The 17,330-nt window shown below is 37.6% G+C and carries 19 protein-coding genes; 2 read left to right on the top strand and 17 right to left on the bottom strand.

Features of this window, described 5'->3' with window-relative positions; genetic code table 11:
• Positions 1-7: 7 nt before the first annotated feature.
• From NC797_RS06050 to NC797_RS05985, 15 genes are all read right to left on the bottom strand, one after another.
• Entirely contained in the window at positions 8-1,204 is a 1,197-nt protein-coding gene (locus NC797_RS06050) for a thiolase family protein (protein WP_272435872.1), read from the bottom strand.
• Positions 1,197-1,952, bottom strand: a complete 756-nt coding sequence (locus NC797_RS06045) for a 3-hydroxyacyl-CoA dehydrogenase family protein (protein ID WP_272435871.1) — start codon at positions 1,950-1,952, stop codon at positions 1,197-1,199. Before NC797_RS06045 ends, NC797_RS06050 begins: the two co-directional genes overlap by 8 nt.
• A complete protein-coding gene (locus NC797_RS06040; RefSeq protein ID WP_272435870.1) occupies positions 1,945-2,799 on the bottom strand; it encodes a 3-hydroxyacyl-CoA dehydrogenase family protein in 855 nt (284 codons plus the stop codon). Before NC797_RS06040 ends, NC797_RS06045 begins: the two co-directional genes overlap by 8 nt.
• Positions 2,800-2,825: 26 nt before the next feature.
• Complete coding sequence (locus NC797_RS18510; protein ID WP_465250246.1) at positions 2,826-2,978, bottom strand: PaaD-like zinc ribbon domain-containing protein; 153 nt, start codon at positions 2,976-2,978, stop codon at positions 2,826-2,828.
• A 466-nt stretch (positions 2,979-3,444) separates the two neighbouring features.
• On the bottom strand, positions 3,445-4,410 hold the full coding sequence (locus NC797_RS06035; RefSeq protein WP_272435869.1) for an MBL fold metallo-hydrolase: 966 nt from the start codon (positions 4,408-4,410) through the stop codon (positions 3,445-3,447).
• Between the two features lie 43 nt (positions 4,411-4,453).
• A complete protein-coding gene (locus NC797_RS06030; RefSeq protein WP_272435868.1) occupies positions 4,454-5,230 on the bottom strand; it encodes an enoyl-CoA hydratase-related protein in 777 nt (258 codons plus the stop codon).
• Between the two features lie 119 nt (positions 5,231-5,349).
• Positions 5,350-6,228, bottom strand: a complete 879-nt coding sequence (locus NC797_RS06025) for a PaaX family transcriptional regulator (RefSeq protein ID WP_272435867.1) — start codon at positions 6,226-6,228, stop codon at positions 5,350-5,352.
• Between the two features lie 79 nt (positions 6,229-6,307).
• Complete coding sequence (locus NC797_RS06020) at positions 6,308-6,757, bottom strand: acyl-CoA thioesterase (RefSeq protein WP_272435866.1); 450 nt, start codon at positions 6,755-6,757, stop codon at positions 6,308-6,310.
• Positions 6,758-6,773: 16 nt separating this feature from the next.
• Complete coding sequence (locus NC797_RS06015) at positions 6,774-7,544, bottom strand: CoA-transferase subunit beta (RefSeq protein ID WP_272435865.1); 771 nt, start codon at positions 7,542-7,544, stop codon at positions 6,774-6,776.
• Positions 7,545-7,561: 17 nt separating this feature from the next.
• Positions 7,562-8,473 (bottom strand): CoA transferase subunit A, encoded by a 912-nt coding sequence (locus tag NC797_RS06010; protein ID WP_272435864.1) that lies wholly within the window; start codon positions 8,471-8,473, stop codon positions 7,562-7,564.
• A 271-nt stretch (positions 8,474-8,744) separates the two neighbouring features.
• Complete coding sequence (locus tag NC797_RS06005) at positions 8,745-9,542, bottom strand: enoyl-CoA hydratase/isomerase family protein (protein ID WP_272435863.1); 798 nt, start codon at positions 9,540-9,542, stop codon at positions 8,745-8,747.
• Positions 9,543-9,620: 78 nt separating this feature from the next.
• Entirely contained in the window at positions 9,621-10,262 is a 642-nt protein-coding gene (locus NC797_RS06000) for a Phenylacetic acid catabolic protein (RefSeq protein WP_272435862.1), read from the bottom strand.
• 4 nt (positions 10,263-10,266) lie between these two features.
• Positions 10,267-10,494, bottom strand: coding sequence for a hypothetical protein (locus NC797_RS05995; protein WP_272435861.1), 228 nt, complete (start codon positions 10,492-10,494; stop codon positions 10,267-10,269).
• Positions 10,494-10,820 (bottom strand): metal-sulfur cluster assembly factor, encoded by a 327-nt coding sequence (locus tag NC797_RS05990; protein ID WP_272435860.1) that lies wholly within the window; start codon positions 10,818-10,820, stop codon positions 10,494-10,496. Before NC797_RS05990 ends, NC797_RS05995 begins: the two co-directional genes overlap by 1 nt.
• Positions 10,821-10,822: 2 nt before the next feature.
• Positions 10,823-11,716, bottom strand: coding sequence for a Phenylacetic acid catabolic protein (locus NC797_RS05985; RefSeq protein ID WP_417168690.1), 894 nt, complete (start codon positions 11,714-11,716; stop codon positions 10,823-10,825).
• 325 nt (positions 11,717-12,041) lie between these two features.
• Here NC797_RS05985 and NC797_RS05980 point away from each other — a divergent pair, with 325 nt between their 5' ends.
• Both NC797_RS05980 and NC797_RS05975 read left to right on the top strand, forming a co-directional pair.
• A complete protein-coding gene (locus NC797_RS05980; RefSeq protein ID WP_272435858.1) occupies positions 12,042-13,040 on the top strand; it encodes an NAD(P)/FAD-dependent oxidoreductase in 999 nt (332 codons plus the stop codon).
• A gap of 116 nt (positions 13,041-13,156) precedes the next feature.
• Entirely contained in the window at positions 13,157-13,390 is a 234-nt protein-coding gene (locus NC797_RS05975; protein WP_272435857.1) for a DUF362 domain-containing protein, read from the top strand.
• A gap of 238 nt (positions 13,391-13,628) precedes the next feature.
• Here NC797_RS05975 and NC797_RS05970 read toward each other — a convergent pair whose 3' ends face one another.
• Positions 13,629-13,724 carry a putative holin-like toxin gene (locus NC797_RS05970; protein WP_272435856.1) on the bottom strand — a complete coding sequence of 32 codons (96 nt, stop codon included), beginning with the start codon at positions 13,722-13,724 and terminating at the stop codon, positions 13,629-13,631.
• A gap of 316 nt (positions 13,725-14,040) precedes the next feature.
• Entirely contained in the window at positions 14,041-17,265 is a 3,225-nt protein-coding gene (locus NC797_RS05965) for an efflux RND transporter permease subunit (RefSeq protein ID WP_272435855.1), read from the bottom strand.
• Positions 17,266-17,330 lie beyond the last annotated feature (65 nt).

The following is a 17,330-nucleotide window of genomic DNA, read 5'->3' as shown; positions in this document are numbered from 1 at the left end:
AAACCTCCTATAATTTTTCAACTATGGTTGCAATCCCCTGACCAACACCAATACACATGGTTGCTAGCCCATAGCGACAATCTCGTTTTTGCATCTCATGAATGAGTGTTGTCATAATTCTAGCTCCACTGCACCCTAATGGATGACCTAACGCAATAGCCCCTCCATTGACATTTACTTTTTCTATGTCAAATTTCAATTCCCTTATACAAGCGATGGACTGAGAAGCAAATGCTTCATTGATTTCAATTAGGTCTAAATCTTCTACCGTCAAATTCGCCTGTTTCAATGCTTTTTGAACAGCAGGAATCGGACCTAGTCCCATATAGGAAGGATGTACCCCTGCAACTGAAGCAGCAACAACACGAACCTTTGGCTTCATCCCCAGTTCCTCAGCTCTGTTATTATTCATAACTAGCAAGGCACTTGATCCATCATTAATTCCAGAAGAATTTCCTGCTGTAACCGTACCATTTTCCTTAAATACTGGTCTTAGTTTTGCTAATGTTTCCAGAGTACTATTAGGACGCAAATGTTCATCTGTATCAAAAAGTACCTCTTCTTTCTCTTGGAGAATGGAGATCGGGGCTATTTCTTCTGAAAAACGATTCTTCTCCACTGCCTTTTGCGCTTTCAGCTGACTGCTTAGCGCAAATTCATCTTGTTCTTCTCTTGAAATGTTATACTTTTCTGCTACATTTTCTGCAGTTTTCCCTAGGCTTATCGGCGGGTACGCTTCAGCTAACTTCTCATTCACGAGCCTCCACCCTATTGTTGTATCATACATAGTTTGGTTACCTCTCGCTCCTGATAAATGAGGCTTCGGCATGACATAAGGAGATCTTGTCATATTTTCAGTTCCGCCAGAAATATACATTTCTCCGATTCCTGCTTTTATAGCTGCAAACGCTTGATTTACTGCCTCCAAACCCGAACCGCATAAACGATTAACCGTTACCCCTGGAACAGTGTCAGGAAGTCCAGCCAGTAGTAACCCCATTCGGGCCACATTTCTGTTATCCTCCCCAGCTTGGTTTGCACAACCAAAATAAACGTCGTTCAGTAAGGAAGGATCTAGATCTTTCTTTCCTATTAATTCCTTTATTACATGTGCGGCCAGATCGTCTGGCCTAACTTGAGTTAGTGAACCATTGAATTTACCAATAGGGGTTCTGACCGCTTCAACAATTACTGCTTCATTCACTCACTTCACTCCCCCTTAAATGATTTTGATAATAATAAAATCCTTTTTGAGCTTTTTCACCAGTCCACCCTGCATATATTAATTTTTTTATTAATGAAGCAGGCCGATACCGCTCCTCTCCTAATTGATCAAATAAACCTTGTAAAATTGCATAAATGTCTTCGAGGCCAATTTTCTCCGCCCATTCTAACGGCCCATAAGGATAATTGGTTCCCTTTTTCATTGCTTCATCTATACTTGCTGCATCTGCAGTGTTTTCCATTAACGCAAAAGCAGCTTCATTGATGATCATAGCTAGGATTCTCGGAAAGACTAAACCCACTTCATCTTTTACGACTTCTGTAACGTTGCCAATCATCCGAAAAAATCCCTTTGATTCGTTTAGATGTGAAGGATTGGTTTGTAGTGCTGGAGCTATTTCTACAAGACCTGTCCTTTCTATCGTTGCAAACGTTCCAAAACCAACGATCCTCGAAGGATTTTGTGCCCAAGATGCTATTTCAGTAGTTGGAAGCCTTAGTACTGTTGAAAGGATTGTTGTTTCTGGATGTACCGCAGCTTCAATCTCTTGAATTGCTTTCTTCTTCTCTTCTCGATTGCTGTTTTCAGTTTCAATAATTACATCTGCATTTATTCCCTGACTTAAATCATTCCAAAAAACAGAAACACCTGAACGTTTACATTTTTCGTAGAGTACCTTTGCAATAGGGTTATGGCCAATAATGATAACCTGATTAATCCTACTCATAATCGTAAAACCCCTTGTTCGTTTTTCGTCCCAAAATACCTGCTTGAACCATTCTTTCCTGATACGAATTTGGCCTAAATCTACTTTCTCCAAAGAAACCTTGATAAACGGATTTGGTAGATGAAAAGTTAACATCGATACCAATCATATCCTGTAATTCAAAAGGGCCCATCTTAAAATTCCCTGCTTTTTTCATAATAGTGTCGATTTGTTCAGGTGACGCTATCTGATCTTTCATGATACGAATTGCCTCATTATAAAAAGGACGTGCTACCCGATTCACAATAAATCCAGGGGTATCTTCGCACAAAACAGGACTTTTATGTAACTGCTTTGCGAAATTCATAACTTGATCAATAACTTCTGGAGCAGTTTTTATCCCTTTTATGATTTCAATTAATGGCATAAGGGGAGCTGGATTGAAGAAGTGCATGCCAACAACACTTTCTGAGTGATTTAAACTACTTGCAATTTCTGTTACGGACAATGAAGAAGTATTAGTGGCTAATATTGCATCTTGTTGACAAATTCTCTCTACTTCCTTGAATATATTTTTCTTTAACTCTAGTTTTTCTGGTACAACTTCTATAATTAGATCACAATCCTGAAGATCTTTTATCTGTGATGAAAGTGTCAGATTTGCTTTACTTTTGCTCCACTGATCTGGAGTAAGACGTTCTTTTTCTTTTAACCGATCGAGTCTTTTAAAAATGGAGTTTTTGGCTTTCTCAAGAATATCTTCGTTTATGTCATACATGATTGTTGCAAAATCACTTTGCACTAGTAATTGTGCAATTCCTGATCCCATTGTGCCTGAACCAATGACGCCTATTTGTTTGATCTGCATAACGAATAGATCCCTCACTTATACCTTTAATTTTCTCTCCACCTAACATACTCGAAAATACTTTTACAATTATTACAGTAATATTGACTGACAAGTTGCGCGGTTCCAAATGGAGCTATTTTACTAACGTTTTTAGACGAACAGAATGAACACGTAACGATATTTTCGTTATTTTCCATAGCTGCACCACGATTAAGGAAAGCGGTATCATTTGCGTTTTTTATTGACATCTAAACCCTCCTCTTTTCAAAGTAATAGTTATATAGGTTTGCTATAAATCTATAAACGCATCATAATTACATTACGTTTTATTAACTTTCGTATATTATATATAATAAACCAACGCCGCTTTTAATGTCAATGAAAAATAGATATTTTTTTCTTTTGTATTATTTGTTGCATTTAATTTTACAATGAACCTTTATTGGATTTAGTTCCGTCCAAGTAATTTTTCACAACTTATCAATGTTATACTACAAAAAACCATTGTTCCACTTCCTAGAAGGAGTGGAACAATGGTTTTAAAACTTCGTAACAGTATTTTTTATAACCTCTATAACAGGAATAAAGTTCAAAATGACTTTAGTCTGTTATCATTAATGGTAGTCTAATAATCTGAAAAACCATCGGAGTTTTGAACACACACTATAGGGAATTCGCATACAAAATAGGAGTCGACTGTATTCGGGATATTTTACGCTCGTCAGCCAAATATTCTAAGTGTGCGAGCGTTTCTGAAATCGCAAACCGCCACTGATGGGCATTTAGTTGTCGTCCGGCAAAGAGTGCGTCGGCAATTTCAAACGTGGATTTACTAGTTGCTAAAGAAGATATTTTATCAAGTCGACTATAATGGTGGTGCATTAACTCTTCTATTCTTTCCGTAACATGATAAATAATATCCCCATGGCCAGGCCATACCTGTTCTACGGAATAATCCATTAATTTTTCTAATGAGTTAAAATAATCATGTAATGGATACTCACTTCCTCCAGGCCAAAGGCTAATATTAGGAGTAATAGGATCAAGTATCATATCACCAGCTATTAAGATCTTTTCTTCTTTTTGGTAAAAGCAAAGATGACCCTTACTGTGTCCAGGGGTTTGAATAATTTCCCATGTCCTATCATCCAACTTGCATTCTTTTTCTGTGATAGGATTTATATCCACAAAAGGTTGAACATGTTTGCTCATTTTTTGTAGATTTGTTTGAATTTCATCTCGAAGTTTAGCTGGTACACCATGGTCATAAATGAGTTTTTCAACATTTTCCTTCTGAACGCCATTATCTTTAAAAGCAAGTTGAAACATTTCCAAATCATCACTACTCATCCACACCCTAGCACCTGTCCTCTGCTGCATCCAACCTGCAAGGCCAGAATGATCGGGATGAAAATGTGTTAGGAAGATTGTATGGATCCGATTCGTATCAACTTGTAGTTCTTCAAATGTCTCTTCCCACGCTTCTACTGCTTTTTTGTAATGAAAACCAGTATCTATTAACGTGTAACCAAATTCATTTTCCATCAAGTAACAATATACATATTTCATAGGAAATGGCACAGGAATACCAACGCGGTAAACTTTATCATTCAAACGTTTTATATTCATATTCAACCTCCTTATATTGTTATAAGTGCATCCTCTATAGAAATCATTCACCTCTAAATTGTGGTTTTCTTTTCTCTTTAAAAGCCTCTAATGCTTCTATTCTATCTTTAGTAGGAATAATTCGTTCATATGCTTGGGATTCTATTTTTAAACCCGAATAAATATCCGTGTTTGAGCCATTATTCATGGCATATTTTGCTTGTGCTACAGCAAGAGGTGCGTTATTCATCATTTCGTATGCAAGCGCATTCACTTCTTCCCATAGTTTTTCCCTTGGAACAGATTTATTAACAGCTCCCATAAGAACCGCTTCTTGTGCTTTAACCTTTCTAGCAGTCAAAATCCATTCTTTTGCTTTTGAAATGCCAATCAATCTAGGAAGCCGCTGTGTACCGCCTGCCCCAGGAACAATAGCCCAGCTCACTTCAGGGAGGCCTAATGTAGCATCATCAACAGCGATCCGAAAATCGCATGCCAGAGCCAATTCGAAGCCCCCTCCTAGCGCATAGCCATTGATGGCTGCAATGGATGGTTGAGGCAGTTCTTCTAACGTAAGGAAAACATCTCTAATCTTGTTGACATTTCTTCTGACTTGCTTTTCTGTTAGTGTCCTTCTTTCTTTTAAATCTGCACCGGCACTGAATGCTTTTTCGCCTGCGCCAGTAACAATAACCACCCTCACTTCCTTATTTAGTTTTATATCGTCTAATGCTGTCTCTAATTCAGTAAGCACCTCATAGTTAAACGTATTTAATTGTTCCTGTCTATTAATGGTAAGACAAGCTATATTATTTTTTATTTCAAGCATTACATTTTCCATAATATCACCTTTCCGTTACCATAAATTCCGCATTAAAGGTATTAAAGTTTCAAAACGAGTGGATTTTTGATCACTAATATTAAGAATAATAGCTTAAATCAGACTTTGCGCCGCATTCATCAAGAAAAAACACTCTGAAAGGGATTAGTTGCGGTATGACGATCCAGTGTTATATCCCTATCAGGAGGGGATTGAAAGACAGACTCAAAAAAACGAACAGCAGGTAATGCCAATAATTGATGGATTTCCCCAAAAAGCTCGTAAGCCCTTGTTCCTGCCCAATAAGAAGGCACCAATTCCAATGGAAATCCTGGATCTCTGAATAAAAATTTCCTGTATTCATGCACGAGAGCTGTTCTTTCTATATAACATTGTTCATCTGTTAGAGTATTATTAAAAGCCTTTTCTCTCAATTCTTCTTGGATTGGAGTATATTTTTCAATAAATACATTGTACTGATCTGATACGTCTTTAAGATCCCACCCTTTATTAATAATGTGTTCGATAGAATGAGAGACTATATCAGAGGAGCTAAATAGTGTAATGTAATCCTCCAACTCATACGCATCAATCAAATTTATGATTTGCTTTTCGATCGGCTTCGGACTTATCCAAGTACTATTCGTAATAAGACCAAACCCCATCCAATTTAGTTCCGTTCTTATTTGATTTCTCAATTCTCGCTTTTCTTCTGGAAAGGAATAGGTCAATATTCTCCATTTTTTATCCCATACGTAATTACGGGGGCTATACACTCTTCGAACCCCATCCTTGATATTTCTTTTCCCTTCTTCCGTCAGTGAATAATAGCTTTTATTTTTAACTTTTCTAGCTTTTAAATAATTTTGTTTCACCATACGAAAAATTGCACCGCGGACAGAAGACTCCGATACTCCAAATCTATTCATTAATTGGATCAGGCTCCCGACCCACACTTCGTCCCCATAATGTTGGATATATTCACCATATAATGTAAACATTAGCGATCTAGGCTTCATGGTTTTTCACCGTCCGTTCTAAAGTTGTAAAACCATCTTATCACATCCTCTATTTTTTTCATAATTGATACTTATTTTTTTATGCATTTAATCTTGGTCCCTTTCCATCATCGACAGTATGTTTATTTTCACTAAGTATATTCCTTATATTTTCAGGAATTGGCACCGCCTTTATTTTGTCATGAGATTGTTTTACCCATCCTCTTAATTCATACCCATAGCCCATTCGCATGTCGTTTCTTTCAATTTCGTGGTTCAGTTTAATTGTCTTTCTGTTTATTTCTGCTACCTCTGTGTGAATGGTAATGATATCATCATATAGTAAGGCATTTTCAAAGGTACAACGTGCATCTAGAAGAGGCACTATAATGTTATACTCTTTTTCTAAATACGTAGGTGATAAGTTACAGTCTCGAAAAAACTGATGTCCGGCAATGTCAAACCATTTAAAAAAGTTAGGGTAATAAACAATACCTGCTTTATCGGTATCTCCCCAATTTATCCTTAAATTAATACTGTTCTTTCTCATTCATACACCCCTAACGCTAATTATTCCCTGTCCAAAATCCTTCTTTATCAATTGATCGAATCACATCTAATTCTTCTTTCAATGGAGGTTCTGTTTCTTTTAAGTATTTAGAATGTTTTAATTCCCAGCCCGTATTTTCATGAATCTCTTCGATCGATACTCCTGGATAAATTGAATATAGTTCCAACTCTTTCGTTTCCATGTTGGGTTTTAAAGTTCCAAGTGTTGTGATCAATGTTCCAATACCACCCCTTGGTAATCCCTGTTCTTCTCTCCAGTTTCCTCCATCTCCATATCCTGGCGTTGTAACATAATCGACTTTTTCTTTTAATCTTCTTTTTTCATGATTCATGATGACAAGAAGTCTCTTAGATAAAGCGGCAATATCCGCTGCTCCTCCACTCCCTGGCAACTTCACCTTTGGTTCCTCGATACCACCAATATAGGAAGTATTAATATTGCCAAATTTATCGATTTCCGCCCCCCCTAAAAACCCAGCATCTACATCTCCTTTCTGCATTAAATACATTAAATTATTGGTAGAGGTACACCACTGCGCTCCTTTTAGATTAGGGGTGTCCCCCATTGTAAAAAGCATATCTTCCACTGACGTGTCTCTGACAATGCCACAATCATAAAAACCGACAGCATTTGGGGCGTGTGTACGTTTGGCAACAGTGAAAGCTAGAATCGGAAGACGCGTTCCGACTTCAATCACTTCATGATCGGCAATTTCTCTTGCAGCGGCAACGACCATTAATTCAGAAGTTGTATAATTCAAAGCCACACATTCCTTTCATCCATTTATTTATCAGCATAATTTACTGGTGCAGCCAATTGCTTTTCCTTAATCTTAAGTTGTTCTAAGCGATTTCTGCCTAGTTTATCCAAGTACTGTTCATGATTGGACAGAGACAAAACCCAGTCATTGAGCCATTCCCCAAAGCCTTCCTCTGTCTTTGTCTCTTTATGGTACTGATGGAAAAATTCGTGATCTCTTTGATAAAAGCCTTGAAAAGGAGACGGATGATTAAATCCTGGACAGTGAACTACAGCTGTAACCTTGTAACTGGGAACAAGTACCCTGTTCGGATCACTAAGTATTACCTCCTTACTCACTATTTCTTCTGCTAATAAAATAACTTTTTTACTAGCCATTGCTGCCTCCATTGCGATTCCTGTATTCCCCCACAAATGGGAGTTACCATAAATGTCTGCCCGCTGTACGCCAATAATAGCTACATTAGGTGTTAATGCTGGAACATAGGCCAATTTCTCGTCTTGGTACGTATTTATTTCAATACGGGGATTACTTTTCAATAGATCTGTTCCTAAAAGAGATTTCGTAGGCAAAAATGGAACCCCCATCGCACCTGCTAATACGGAAAGTCCAATTGAAAAGTTACTATGATCTTCGACTTCAAGAGGATGGGGTATGCTTTTCTCAACTGCTCTACGGTAATTATTACCCAATCCACCACTGACATTACCGACCCATGCAATGATGACCTTTTTTACAACTCCAGCACCGATCATCATATCAACCATAATGTCTGATATTGTTCCAACCAGTGTTAAATGTTGCTTTTTTTGTCTTATTATTTCATGAGCAGCAGCAAAAGGAATAATCGGTTCATGACAAGCACCCATCACAACCGTATCTCCATCTTCAACCAATACTCTAATCGCTTCATTCAATGACATGTTTTTTTCCACGCTATATCACATCCTATGCATATTACTTTTATACCACACAATTTTGGCATAAATGAAATCTATCATCAGAAGTCCTCCTCACCTCTCTAATGAAATAAATTCCCGATAGACTTCTCTCTTCATACTTTTCCTTTACCACTCTCGCTTAGGAGAGTGTTTATTCGATCTTAACCTATAAATTAGTACTGTATTTTTAAAAATAGCGATATCGATTCAACGATACCGCTATCTAGTATTATTTATAATCTTTTATTTACCGCTGCTATAACCGTTACTTACCACTCCACTCAGGGCTACGTTTATCAAGAAATGCCTGTAATCCCTCTTGTGCATCGTCAGAACGGAATAATAGATTTTGCAGTTCGCCTTCATAACGGATCGCTGCGTTTAACGGCATTTCTTTTCCGTTCATAATAGAAAGCTTGATATTCCCAGCTGCATAGGAAGCATTATTCGCAATTTTTTTCGCGTACGCTTGTGTTTGTTCACGGATTTCCGACTGAGGATATAAACGATCTACCAATTTAATGTCATAAGCCTCCTGCGGGCTGATTGTTTCACCAGTTACATTCATATCCAACGCTTTTGAATGACCAACTTGGCGTGCTAAACGTTGAGTGCCACCTGTTCCTGCCAAAACACCTAAGGAAATTTCTGGTAAACCGATTTTACCCGCTTCTTCTCCCATGAAACGTAGGTCGCATGCTAATGCCATTTCAAGTCCTCCACCAACAGTATGCCCTTCCAAGCAGGCAATCCATATTTGTGGGGAACGCGCTATTTTATCCAATGTTTCGTTACAGAATAGGCAAAATTGTGTTTTAAATTTCGGATCAGAATTCTTCAGAAACTGAATGTTCGCTCCTGCAGAGAAAAATTTTGGCATATCACTCATTAAAATAGCTGCCTTGATATCTGGATCAAAACGGATATCATCAATCGCTGCATTTAATTCTCTATAGTAGTCCAAATCGTACGCATTCGTCTTGTTTACGTGAATATGGACTTCTGCCACTCCATCTGCCTTTTTCACCGTTAACATTTTATTTTCTGTTGTAGTTGCTGTCATACTTATTTCCTCCTTGTAAATTATAAAATTTAATATAGTTTCAATTGTTCATAAAGACAGAGCGTTCGTTACATATCATTACTTTATATAAGCAGTTGCTTGATCTGAGAAAACGCTTCCTATTTCTTCATTAAACAATTCTATAACATTAGTCTTATCACCTATAATTTCAAAATGTCTGATCTGGTCATCATTTTGCCAAGAAAGCAGCCAATCTTGCGCTTCTTTTTTAGCATTTTCGAAATCTTTTTGAAATTGAATAGGGATTCTTCCTTTATCGTTTGCGAGCTGTCTACACCAACTTCTTGCATAAATGATATTGTCCTGTTGCTCCTTCACCATTTTGGTTATCATTTTAGTAGAATAAGGAGAATCTGAGATTGCCCCTAATATAATTTTTGAAGTTACATTTGTTGTAAACAAGTTAGCAATTAACGATATCCAATTTTGTGTGTTAACAGTGTTAAAAAAAGCTTTACCAGTTTGTTCTTTAATTTCTGGTTTTTTTCCTTTTACTTTTCCATTTTTCAACTCATAAACCCAGTTATAGAGAATTCTAGCGTGGCCTAACTCAGATTGTGCTATCGCAACAGATGATAAAGTCGCTTCTAGATTTGGACCACTAATCCCGATTTCTACGAGATGATCCCCCATTACAAATTTGTTATCGGCAATTGTTTCTAACAATTCGATAAGTATGGTGTTTTCTAGGTCAGACATTCCTTTACTTCACCCCTTTCTGTGCGAACACTCCTTCTGGAACCTTTATTTTAATGATATGATCCCGGCGTACTACCTGCATCTCCGCCCAGTCCTGTTCATCATAAATTTTTTGAGCATAAACGGTTGCAATATCGTCATCAGGTGCCTTAAAAGACCCGATTTGTATAATACTTTCACCACGTTGAATTCTTGTAAATACATCGTAATCCTTCAGAGCCTGATAATTCATCACGCTCTCACTCCCCACCGCTTTAATTTACGCTTTCCTTCTTCAGTCATATTGTCCACTGTCCATGCAGGATCCCATACTATGTTTATTTCAACTGCATCCACATCCGCTTCATCTAGTAATCTATTACGGATATCACTTTCAATCCATTGCATACATGCACACCCAGTAGAAGTGTAAGTCATTTTCACATGTACAGTACTGCCTTCTTTTTCAATTTCATAAATCAGTCCCATGTCCACCACACTAATGGGAAACTCTGGATCCATTACTTCCCTTAATGCACCCCAATATTGATCCGTTGCGCTTTCTTTTAGCTGATGCATTATTAACGCTCCCCTCCATTTCTTAATTCTTCTAATTCCTTTGCACCTTTCTGAATTCTCTGAACAAATACAGCGTTTTCAGGACCGCGATTTTTAAAACGCTGAATTGCTCCTTCCCAAGTGTCGGGTTGGTCGTATAGCCATTTTCTATTTTCAATATCAAATTTACATGGAAATGGTACATCTATTTCAAATCTATCCTTTTCTTCATCATAATGAGCTGGAACCTTTAGTCCGATTGATTCACAAAATGGTACCGCTGTTGACATGAATTTTTGACGCAACTCATCGTTCGTTCTTCCTTTAAGTTTGTAATCAATTTGAGCTGAACGACTTTTTAAGTTGTCTGCAACTCCAAAAAATTCAAGAGCCATTAGAAACATCCAATCAACAGCATCCTGCACCTGCTTAGCTGTTTCTTCGTTTTTCATTCCGAGTTTCATGATCGTTTCACCATTTCTCAGATGAAATAGTTCCTCTTTATCTACCTTTACTAAAGCTCTTTTCCAAGGACCATAGGAAGTGTTTTCAAAAGCATCTCCCAACAGAGTATAACCTGCTCGATCAAATAGACCGTTAAATACACCTAACTCTATCCAGTTATTTAATTTAAAATCAAATGCAAAAGGATTTTTCCATCTGTGCGGCGCTCTTTCATATAATAGCTCACTTTTATCCTCTCCAAGATCCTCCAGTAATCGATATGCAATATGAGCATGCCCTATTTCATCTTGCATCACAGCAAGTGCCGTAATTTTTAAGTTCAAGCTGGGAGCTTTATTGTATACAGTCAGAAGTGGAGGCACACTTAACAACTCAGTATCTCCAACAATTGTCAAAGTCTGTTTTAAAGCTTTTTTGTATTCTCCATTCATGTCTTCAGGAAGTTCAACCATAAAACCTTTTTGAATCTTTTGCTGCAACAAATTTGTCTCACTCAACCTCTTCACCACCTCAATATGTTTTTTTAACTTCCGTTTATATTTCATACTATACATTGTAATTTTCTTATTGTCAACATTTTTTATTGCGTTTATTTTGTTATCGTTATTAAAAAGTGCGATTAATTTTTGCTGACTAGCCTTGGTTTTGCCTATTTCCTAACCATTTTATAAGTTAATCCTGTATAAAAGTTAATATTGATATTGACTTTAGTAACCGTTTCTTATATATTATTAAATAATAACGATAGTATTTAAAACGTAATGAGGAGGAAGTGTTTTGTATAGTGAAAAGAAAATTAGTGATATCACAATTATTGGAGGCGGCCCCACCGGTCTATTCGCTGCTTTTTATGGTGGCATGAGAAATGCTTCAGTCACGATCCTGGAAAGTCTACCACATTTAGGGGGACAACTTTCTGCTTTATATCCTGAGAAATATATTTATGATGTAGCTGGATTTCCTAAAGTGAAGGCACAGGATTTAGTTGATAATTTAATCGAACAAACATCTTATTTTGAGACAGATATTTTCTTGGAAAAAGTGGTTACAGATTTACAGGTGCGGAATAACGGAATAATAAAAATATCTACCAATGATGAAGAACAATTTACTAAATCAGTAATTATCACTGCAGGAAACGGAGCATTCAAACCTAAAAAGTTAGCGCTTTCAGATGCGGAGAGATTTGAAAACTCTAACCTCCATTATTTCGTTCATGATATGAATGCGTATAAAAACAAAAGAGTGCTCATATGTGGCGGTGGTGATTCAGCGGTCGATTGGGCATTAATGCTTGAACCAATTGCTAAAGAAGTAACCCTCGTTCACCGAAGAGATCGATTCCGAGCTCATGAACACAGTGTTTCTAAATTAAAAGCCTCCAATGTACAAATTAAAACGCCTTACACACCTAAGAAACTATTAAGCAATGAAAATCGTATTGAATCTGTTATTTTGGAGAAAGTGAAAGAAGAAGACACACAAGAAATAATCGATGTGGATGAGGTGTTGGTTAATTATGGATTCTCAGCATCATTGGGTCCTATAAAAGATTGGGGTCTTGAAATAGAAAAAAATTCAATTGTCGTTAACTCCCGAATGGAAACGAACATTCCTGGCGTATATGCTGCAGGTGATATATGTACTTTTGATGGCAAAGTAAAATTGATAGCAACTGGTTTTGGAGATGCTCCTACTGCTATAAACAATGCCATTGCATATATAAATCCAGGATCTAAGGTTCAGCCCAAACACAGCACAGCGATCTTCGCTTAATATAAGCAGGCTAAATTCATAAGTAAATAGAAGAACTATATTATAAATTTCAAACTTGAACTTTTCATCTCGGCAAAAGTCGAGAATCCATAATAATTAAAGGAGGATATTTTTCCATGGCTCTTGTTATTACCTCTCCATGTATAGGTGAAAAGTCCGGTGAATGTGTAGAAGTTTGTCCTGTCGATTGCATAGAAGAAGGGGAGGATATGTTTTATATCAACCCTGATGTATGTATTAATTGCAATGCTTGTGAATCCGTTTGTCCCGTAGGCGCAATATACGTTGACGATGAAGTGCCAGATGAAGAAAATGAATTCATTGAACTAAACCGTAAATTCTTTGAGTAAATCAACAAATAGAACAGGGTGATACCGATTGGTGGGACAAAGAACCAGCCTCACTCCCCTCGTCCACTTGATAAACTCAACAATTATGGTATAATTTAATCAAAATAAGAATAGTACTAAATCTAAATAGGCCACAGCTGGGAACTGTGGCCTATGGATAAGCGGTTCCCCCAGAGGGATCGGCTATCCTTAGTGGCATAGACCTCACCTAGTTAGCTTGACGGGTAAATAGGGAGGTCTATTTTCTATTGATCAAATTAACGATCAATGCGAATAATGCAATCAAAAATGTGCCAAAACCAATCAGCACCATGAAACTTTCATACATACTCATAGGCATCACCCCCTTTCAACGGGGCTAGCCGACCTCTCTAAAAGAACATTATCTTACTAGAGTATAACATAGATTTTATCACACAGGAACATATATTCTTATTTTCTACTGACGTTGCTATGTTCTCATCACTCCTGTGTTCCTCCTTTGCCTTTGTTACCCAACATAGTTTAGAATAAAATTAATCTGTTAACAAATTTTGGGAGGTTCAAAAATGGCAGCTTTAAAACGGACTATTACAGCTAATGATTTTATTCGATTAGAAATTTATAGTGACCCACAAACAACATCGAATGAGAACAACCTTGCTTTTGTATTAACTTTTCTTTTTGCGGAATTTAGAAACGACCTCATATACAATCGGAACAATAACCAGGGTCAAAATGGTTGAACTGGTGAGCCCGCCAATTACGGTGACACCTAGACCTTTTGAGATTAATCCTCCACCTTCAGCACCAATGGCTAACGGGATGAGCGCTCCAACCGTCGCTATTGCTGTCATAAGAATTGGACGTAAGCGAGTAGATCCAGCTTCCAGCAGCGCCTCTCTAGTAGATAGCCCTTCTTTTTCCTTGTGAATCACACGGTCAATTAACACGATCGCGTTTGTCACAACAATACCTATTAGCATCAATGCTCCAATCATGGCGGAGACACTTAGTGGTTCATTGGCTATCCATAGCGCAACCAATCCCCCAATAACCGTAAACGGTAAAGAGAAAAGGATGGCAAATGGTGCTAATGCTCCTCCAAAGGTAACGACTAAAACAAAGTAAACAATTGCGATAGCTGCAAGCATAGCTAAACCTAGTTGGGTAAAGGATTCATTGATTTGTTCAGTGACACCACCAAACTCTACTGTTGCACCACCAAGGTCGACACGATCCACATCATCGGCTACCTCATTGGATACGGCTGCAGCATCATTACTTAGTATGTCAGCTGAAAGGGATGCATACATTTCCCCTCCTCTTCGTGTAATCGTATCTGGTGATTTGCCTTCTTCTATATCCATAACATCTTCCACTTTGACAGAAGTGCCTAATGGAGTTTCAATTTCGATTTCCTTCATGTCATCAATACTGTTGTAGTCTTTTTCTTCTACTTCAACGTAAACATTAATGTCTTCTCCATCATTTTTTATAGTAGTTAATACTGGCGCTTCGCCTGTTCCTCTTAAATTCATGCCAATTTGTGCTGCAGTTAATCCATATTTACTTAATTTTTCTTGGTTCGCTACTAATGTGTATTGGTCATATGAATCGGACAAACTAGACTCAATATTATCTAAATCTTCTTTTCCTTCCATAATAGGGAGAATTTTATCAACAGCTGCTTGAATTTCTTCAGTGGAGTCACCATAGACAAATAATTCTAGGCCGCTTCCGCCTGTGCTAGTGAAATCAAGGGTTCCCCATTCTCCTTTGTCCGTATCTTTGTTCAATTGGTCGATCACAGTAGAGCTTTCTTCGCTAAAGTTCTCATAGTCATCATCATATTCGATAAAGAATAAAGCGGAGCTATTCCCTCCCATGCCCATCATCGACATCGATTCATTTCCACCACCAATGGAGTACTGATAAGTATTAACTCCATCGCGATTACTAAAAAATGCCTCTGCATCGTTTGCAACCTCTTGGACGTTTTCTTGCGTCTGTCCAGGTTCAGGACTATAGGTAGCGATAACCATTTTTTGCTCTTCTTCCGGTAAGAAGCTGACGCCGATTACTGGAATTAAGAATAGACTAGCAGCTAGTACTACGACTGCACCACCAAATGTGATGCCTTTATGATTAAGTGCCCATTTCAAAATACCTTTGTAAAAGTTTGCAAGCTTACCAGTTTTTTTACGATGTCCATCTGCAGTTGTTTTCCCCACTTCGTTCAATGACTTTCTAAATAAAGAGTGTGCTAGCATTGGCACGATTGTTACTGCTACTAGTAAAGATGCTAATAGGGCAAACACAACCGCTAAAGCAAATGGTAAAAACAGTTCCCCTACTTGTCCGCTAACCAAACCCAATGGTAGAAACACTGCAATTGTTACAATTGTTGACGAACAAATCGGAACAAACATCTCTCTTGTTGCTTCAAGTATTAAATCTTTTCCTTGAAGTTTTTCATTTGATAAAGACATTCGCCGGTAAATATTTTCGATAACCACAATTGAGTCATCAATAACACGACCAATTGCTACCGTCAAGGCACCTAATGTCATAATGTTTAACGTGATATCCATTTGATTCAATAATAAGATTGCCATCAATAAAGATAATGGAATCGAAATGATTGAGATAAAGGTTGTTTTCATACTTCTTAAGAATAGTAAAATGATGATAACAGCAAAAATCGCTCCAAAAATTGCTTTGTTAAGCATCGTATTAACGGAATCCTCAATCGGTTCCCCTTGATCAAAAGTTGAAGTTACCGTTAAACCTAGTTCTTCAAAGTTACTAATTTCATCTTTAACTCCATTCACTACATCTACGGTATTCGATTCTTGAGCTTTTACAATTTGAACACCAATGGAATCTTCACCATTTGTTTTTGAAATAGACTCTGACTCACTAGTTATTTCAATTGTAGCAAGATCTTTTAGAGCCACAGTTGGTAATTCCACCGAGTCTGCATTTTCTTGATTTACTTCTGAATCCGTCGGCATATCTTGGCCAGCTTGTTCATCTAGGCCAGTTTGCGAAGATTGCCCACCTTGTGGAGCTTGACCAGCCTGTGCACCCTGCCCATCTTGAGCCGCCTGATTCGTCTGTCCAGCTTGCTCTTGTTGAGCAGATGGAGACGGAGTGATAGGAATCTCAAGGTTCTTAAAATCCTCCACTGAAGCAACATTTCCATCAATAACCAGGTTTTTGACTTCATCGTCAAAATTCGTTAGCCCTAATGGAAAAGAAAGATTAGATCCTTGTATGATTTGTTTGATTGTATCCTCAGTTAATCCGTATTCTGTTAACGCATCTTGGTCAAACTTAACGTTAACTTCTTGAACTTGTTGACCTGATACTTGAACATCAGCAACTCCATCAATACCCTCTAAAACTGGGATGACATCATCCTCCACTTTTGCAGATAATTGTTCTAGGTTTTGATCTGAATTACTAATACTCAAAGACATAACTGGAAAAGCATTGATACTCAAACGTGAAACTACTGGTTCATTAGCACCTTCTGGTAAGTCTAAATCGTCTAAAGCATTTTGCACTTCATCTGATGCTTTATCCATGTCTTTATCATAATCAAACTCGACCTGCACAGACGAAGCACTCTCCAAGGAGTTAGAACTTACTAATTTCACACCATTTATATTTTGTACACGTTTTTCTATTTGTTCTGTTACTCCAGAAGCAACCTCATCCGGAGAAGCACCTGGATATGTGGTCATAACGGAAACATTAGGCATCGTAATATTTGGCATTGTTTCCTGTTTCATATTAAGTCCCGCATAAAGTCCTGCAACAGTTACCATAATGGTAAGAATCCATATGGCAAACTTGTTGTTCAGCGAGAAATTGATTATCTTCTTCACTTATTGACACTCCTTTTTTTGACTGACTGGTCATCACTTGTATAATATAACCGATTAGTCACTCT

The sequence above is a fragment of the Terrihalobacillus insolitus genome, from assembly GCF_028416575.1.
GTDB classification, from domain to species: Bacteria; Bacillota; Bacilli; order Bacillales; family Amphibacillaceae; genus Terrihalobacillus; species Terrihalobacillus insolitus.
Note: the sequence above shows the minus strand (reverse complement) of the source record. Positions and strands in the feature narration are given on the sequence as shown.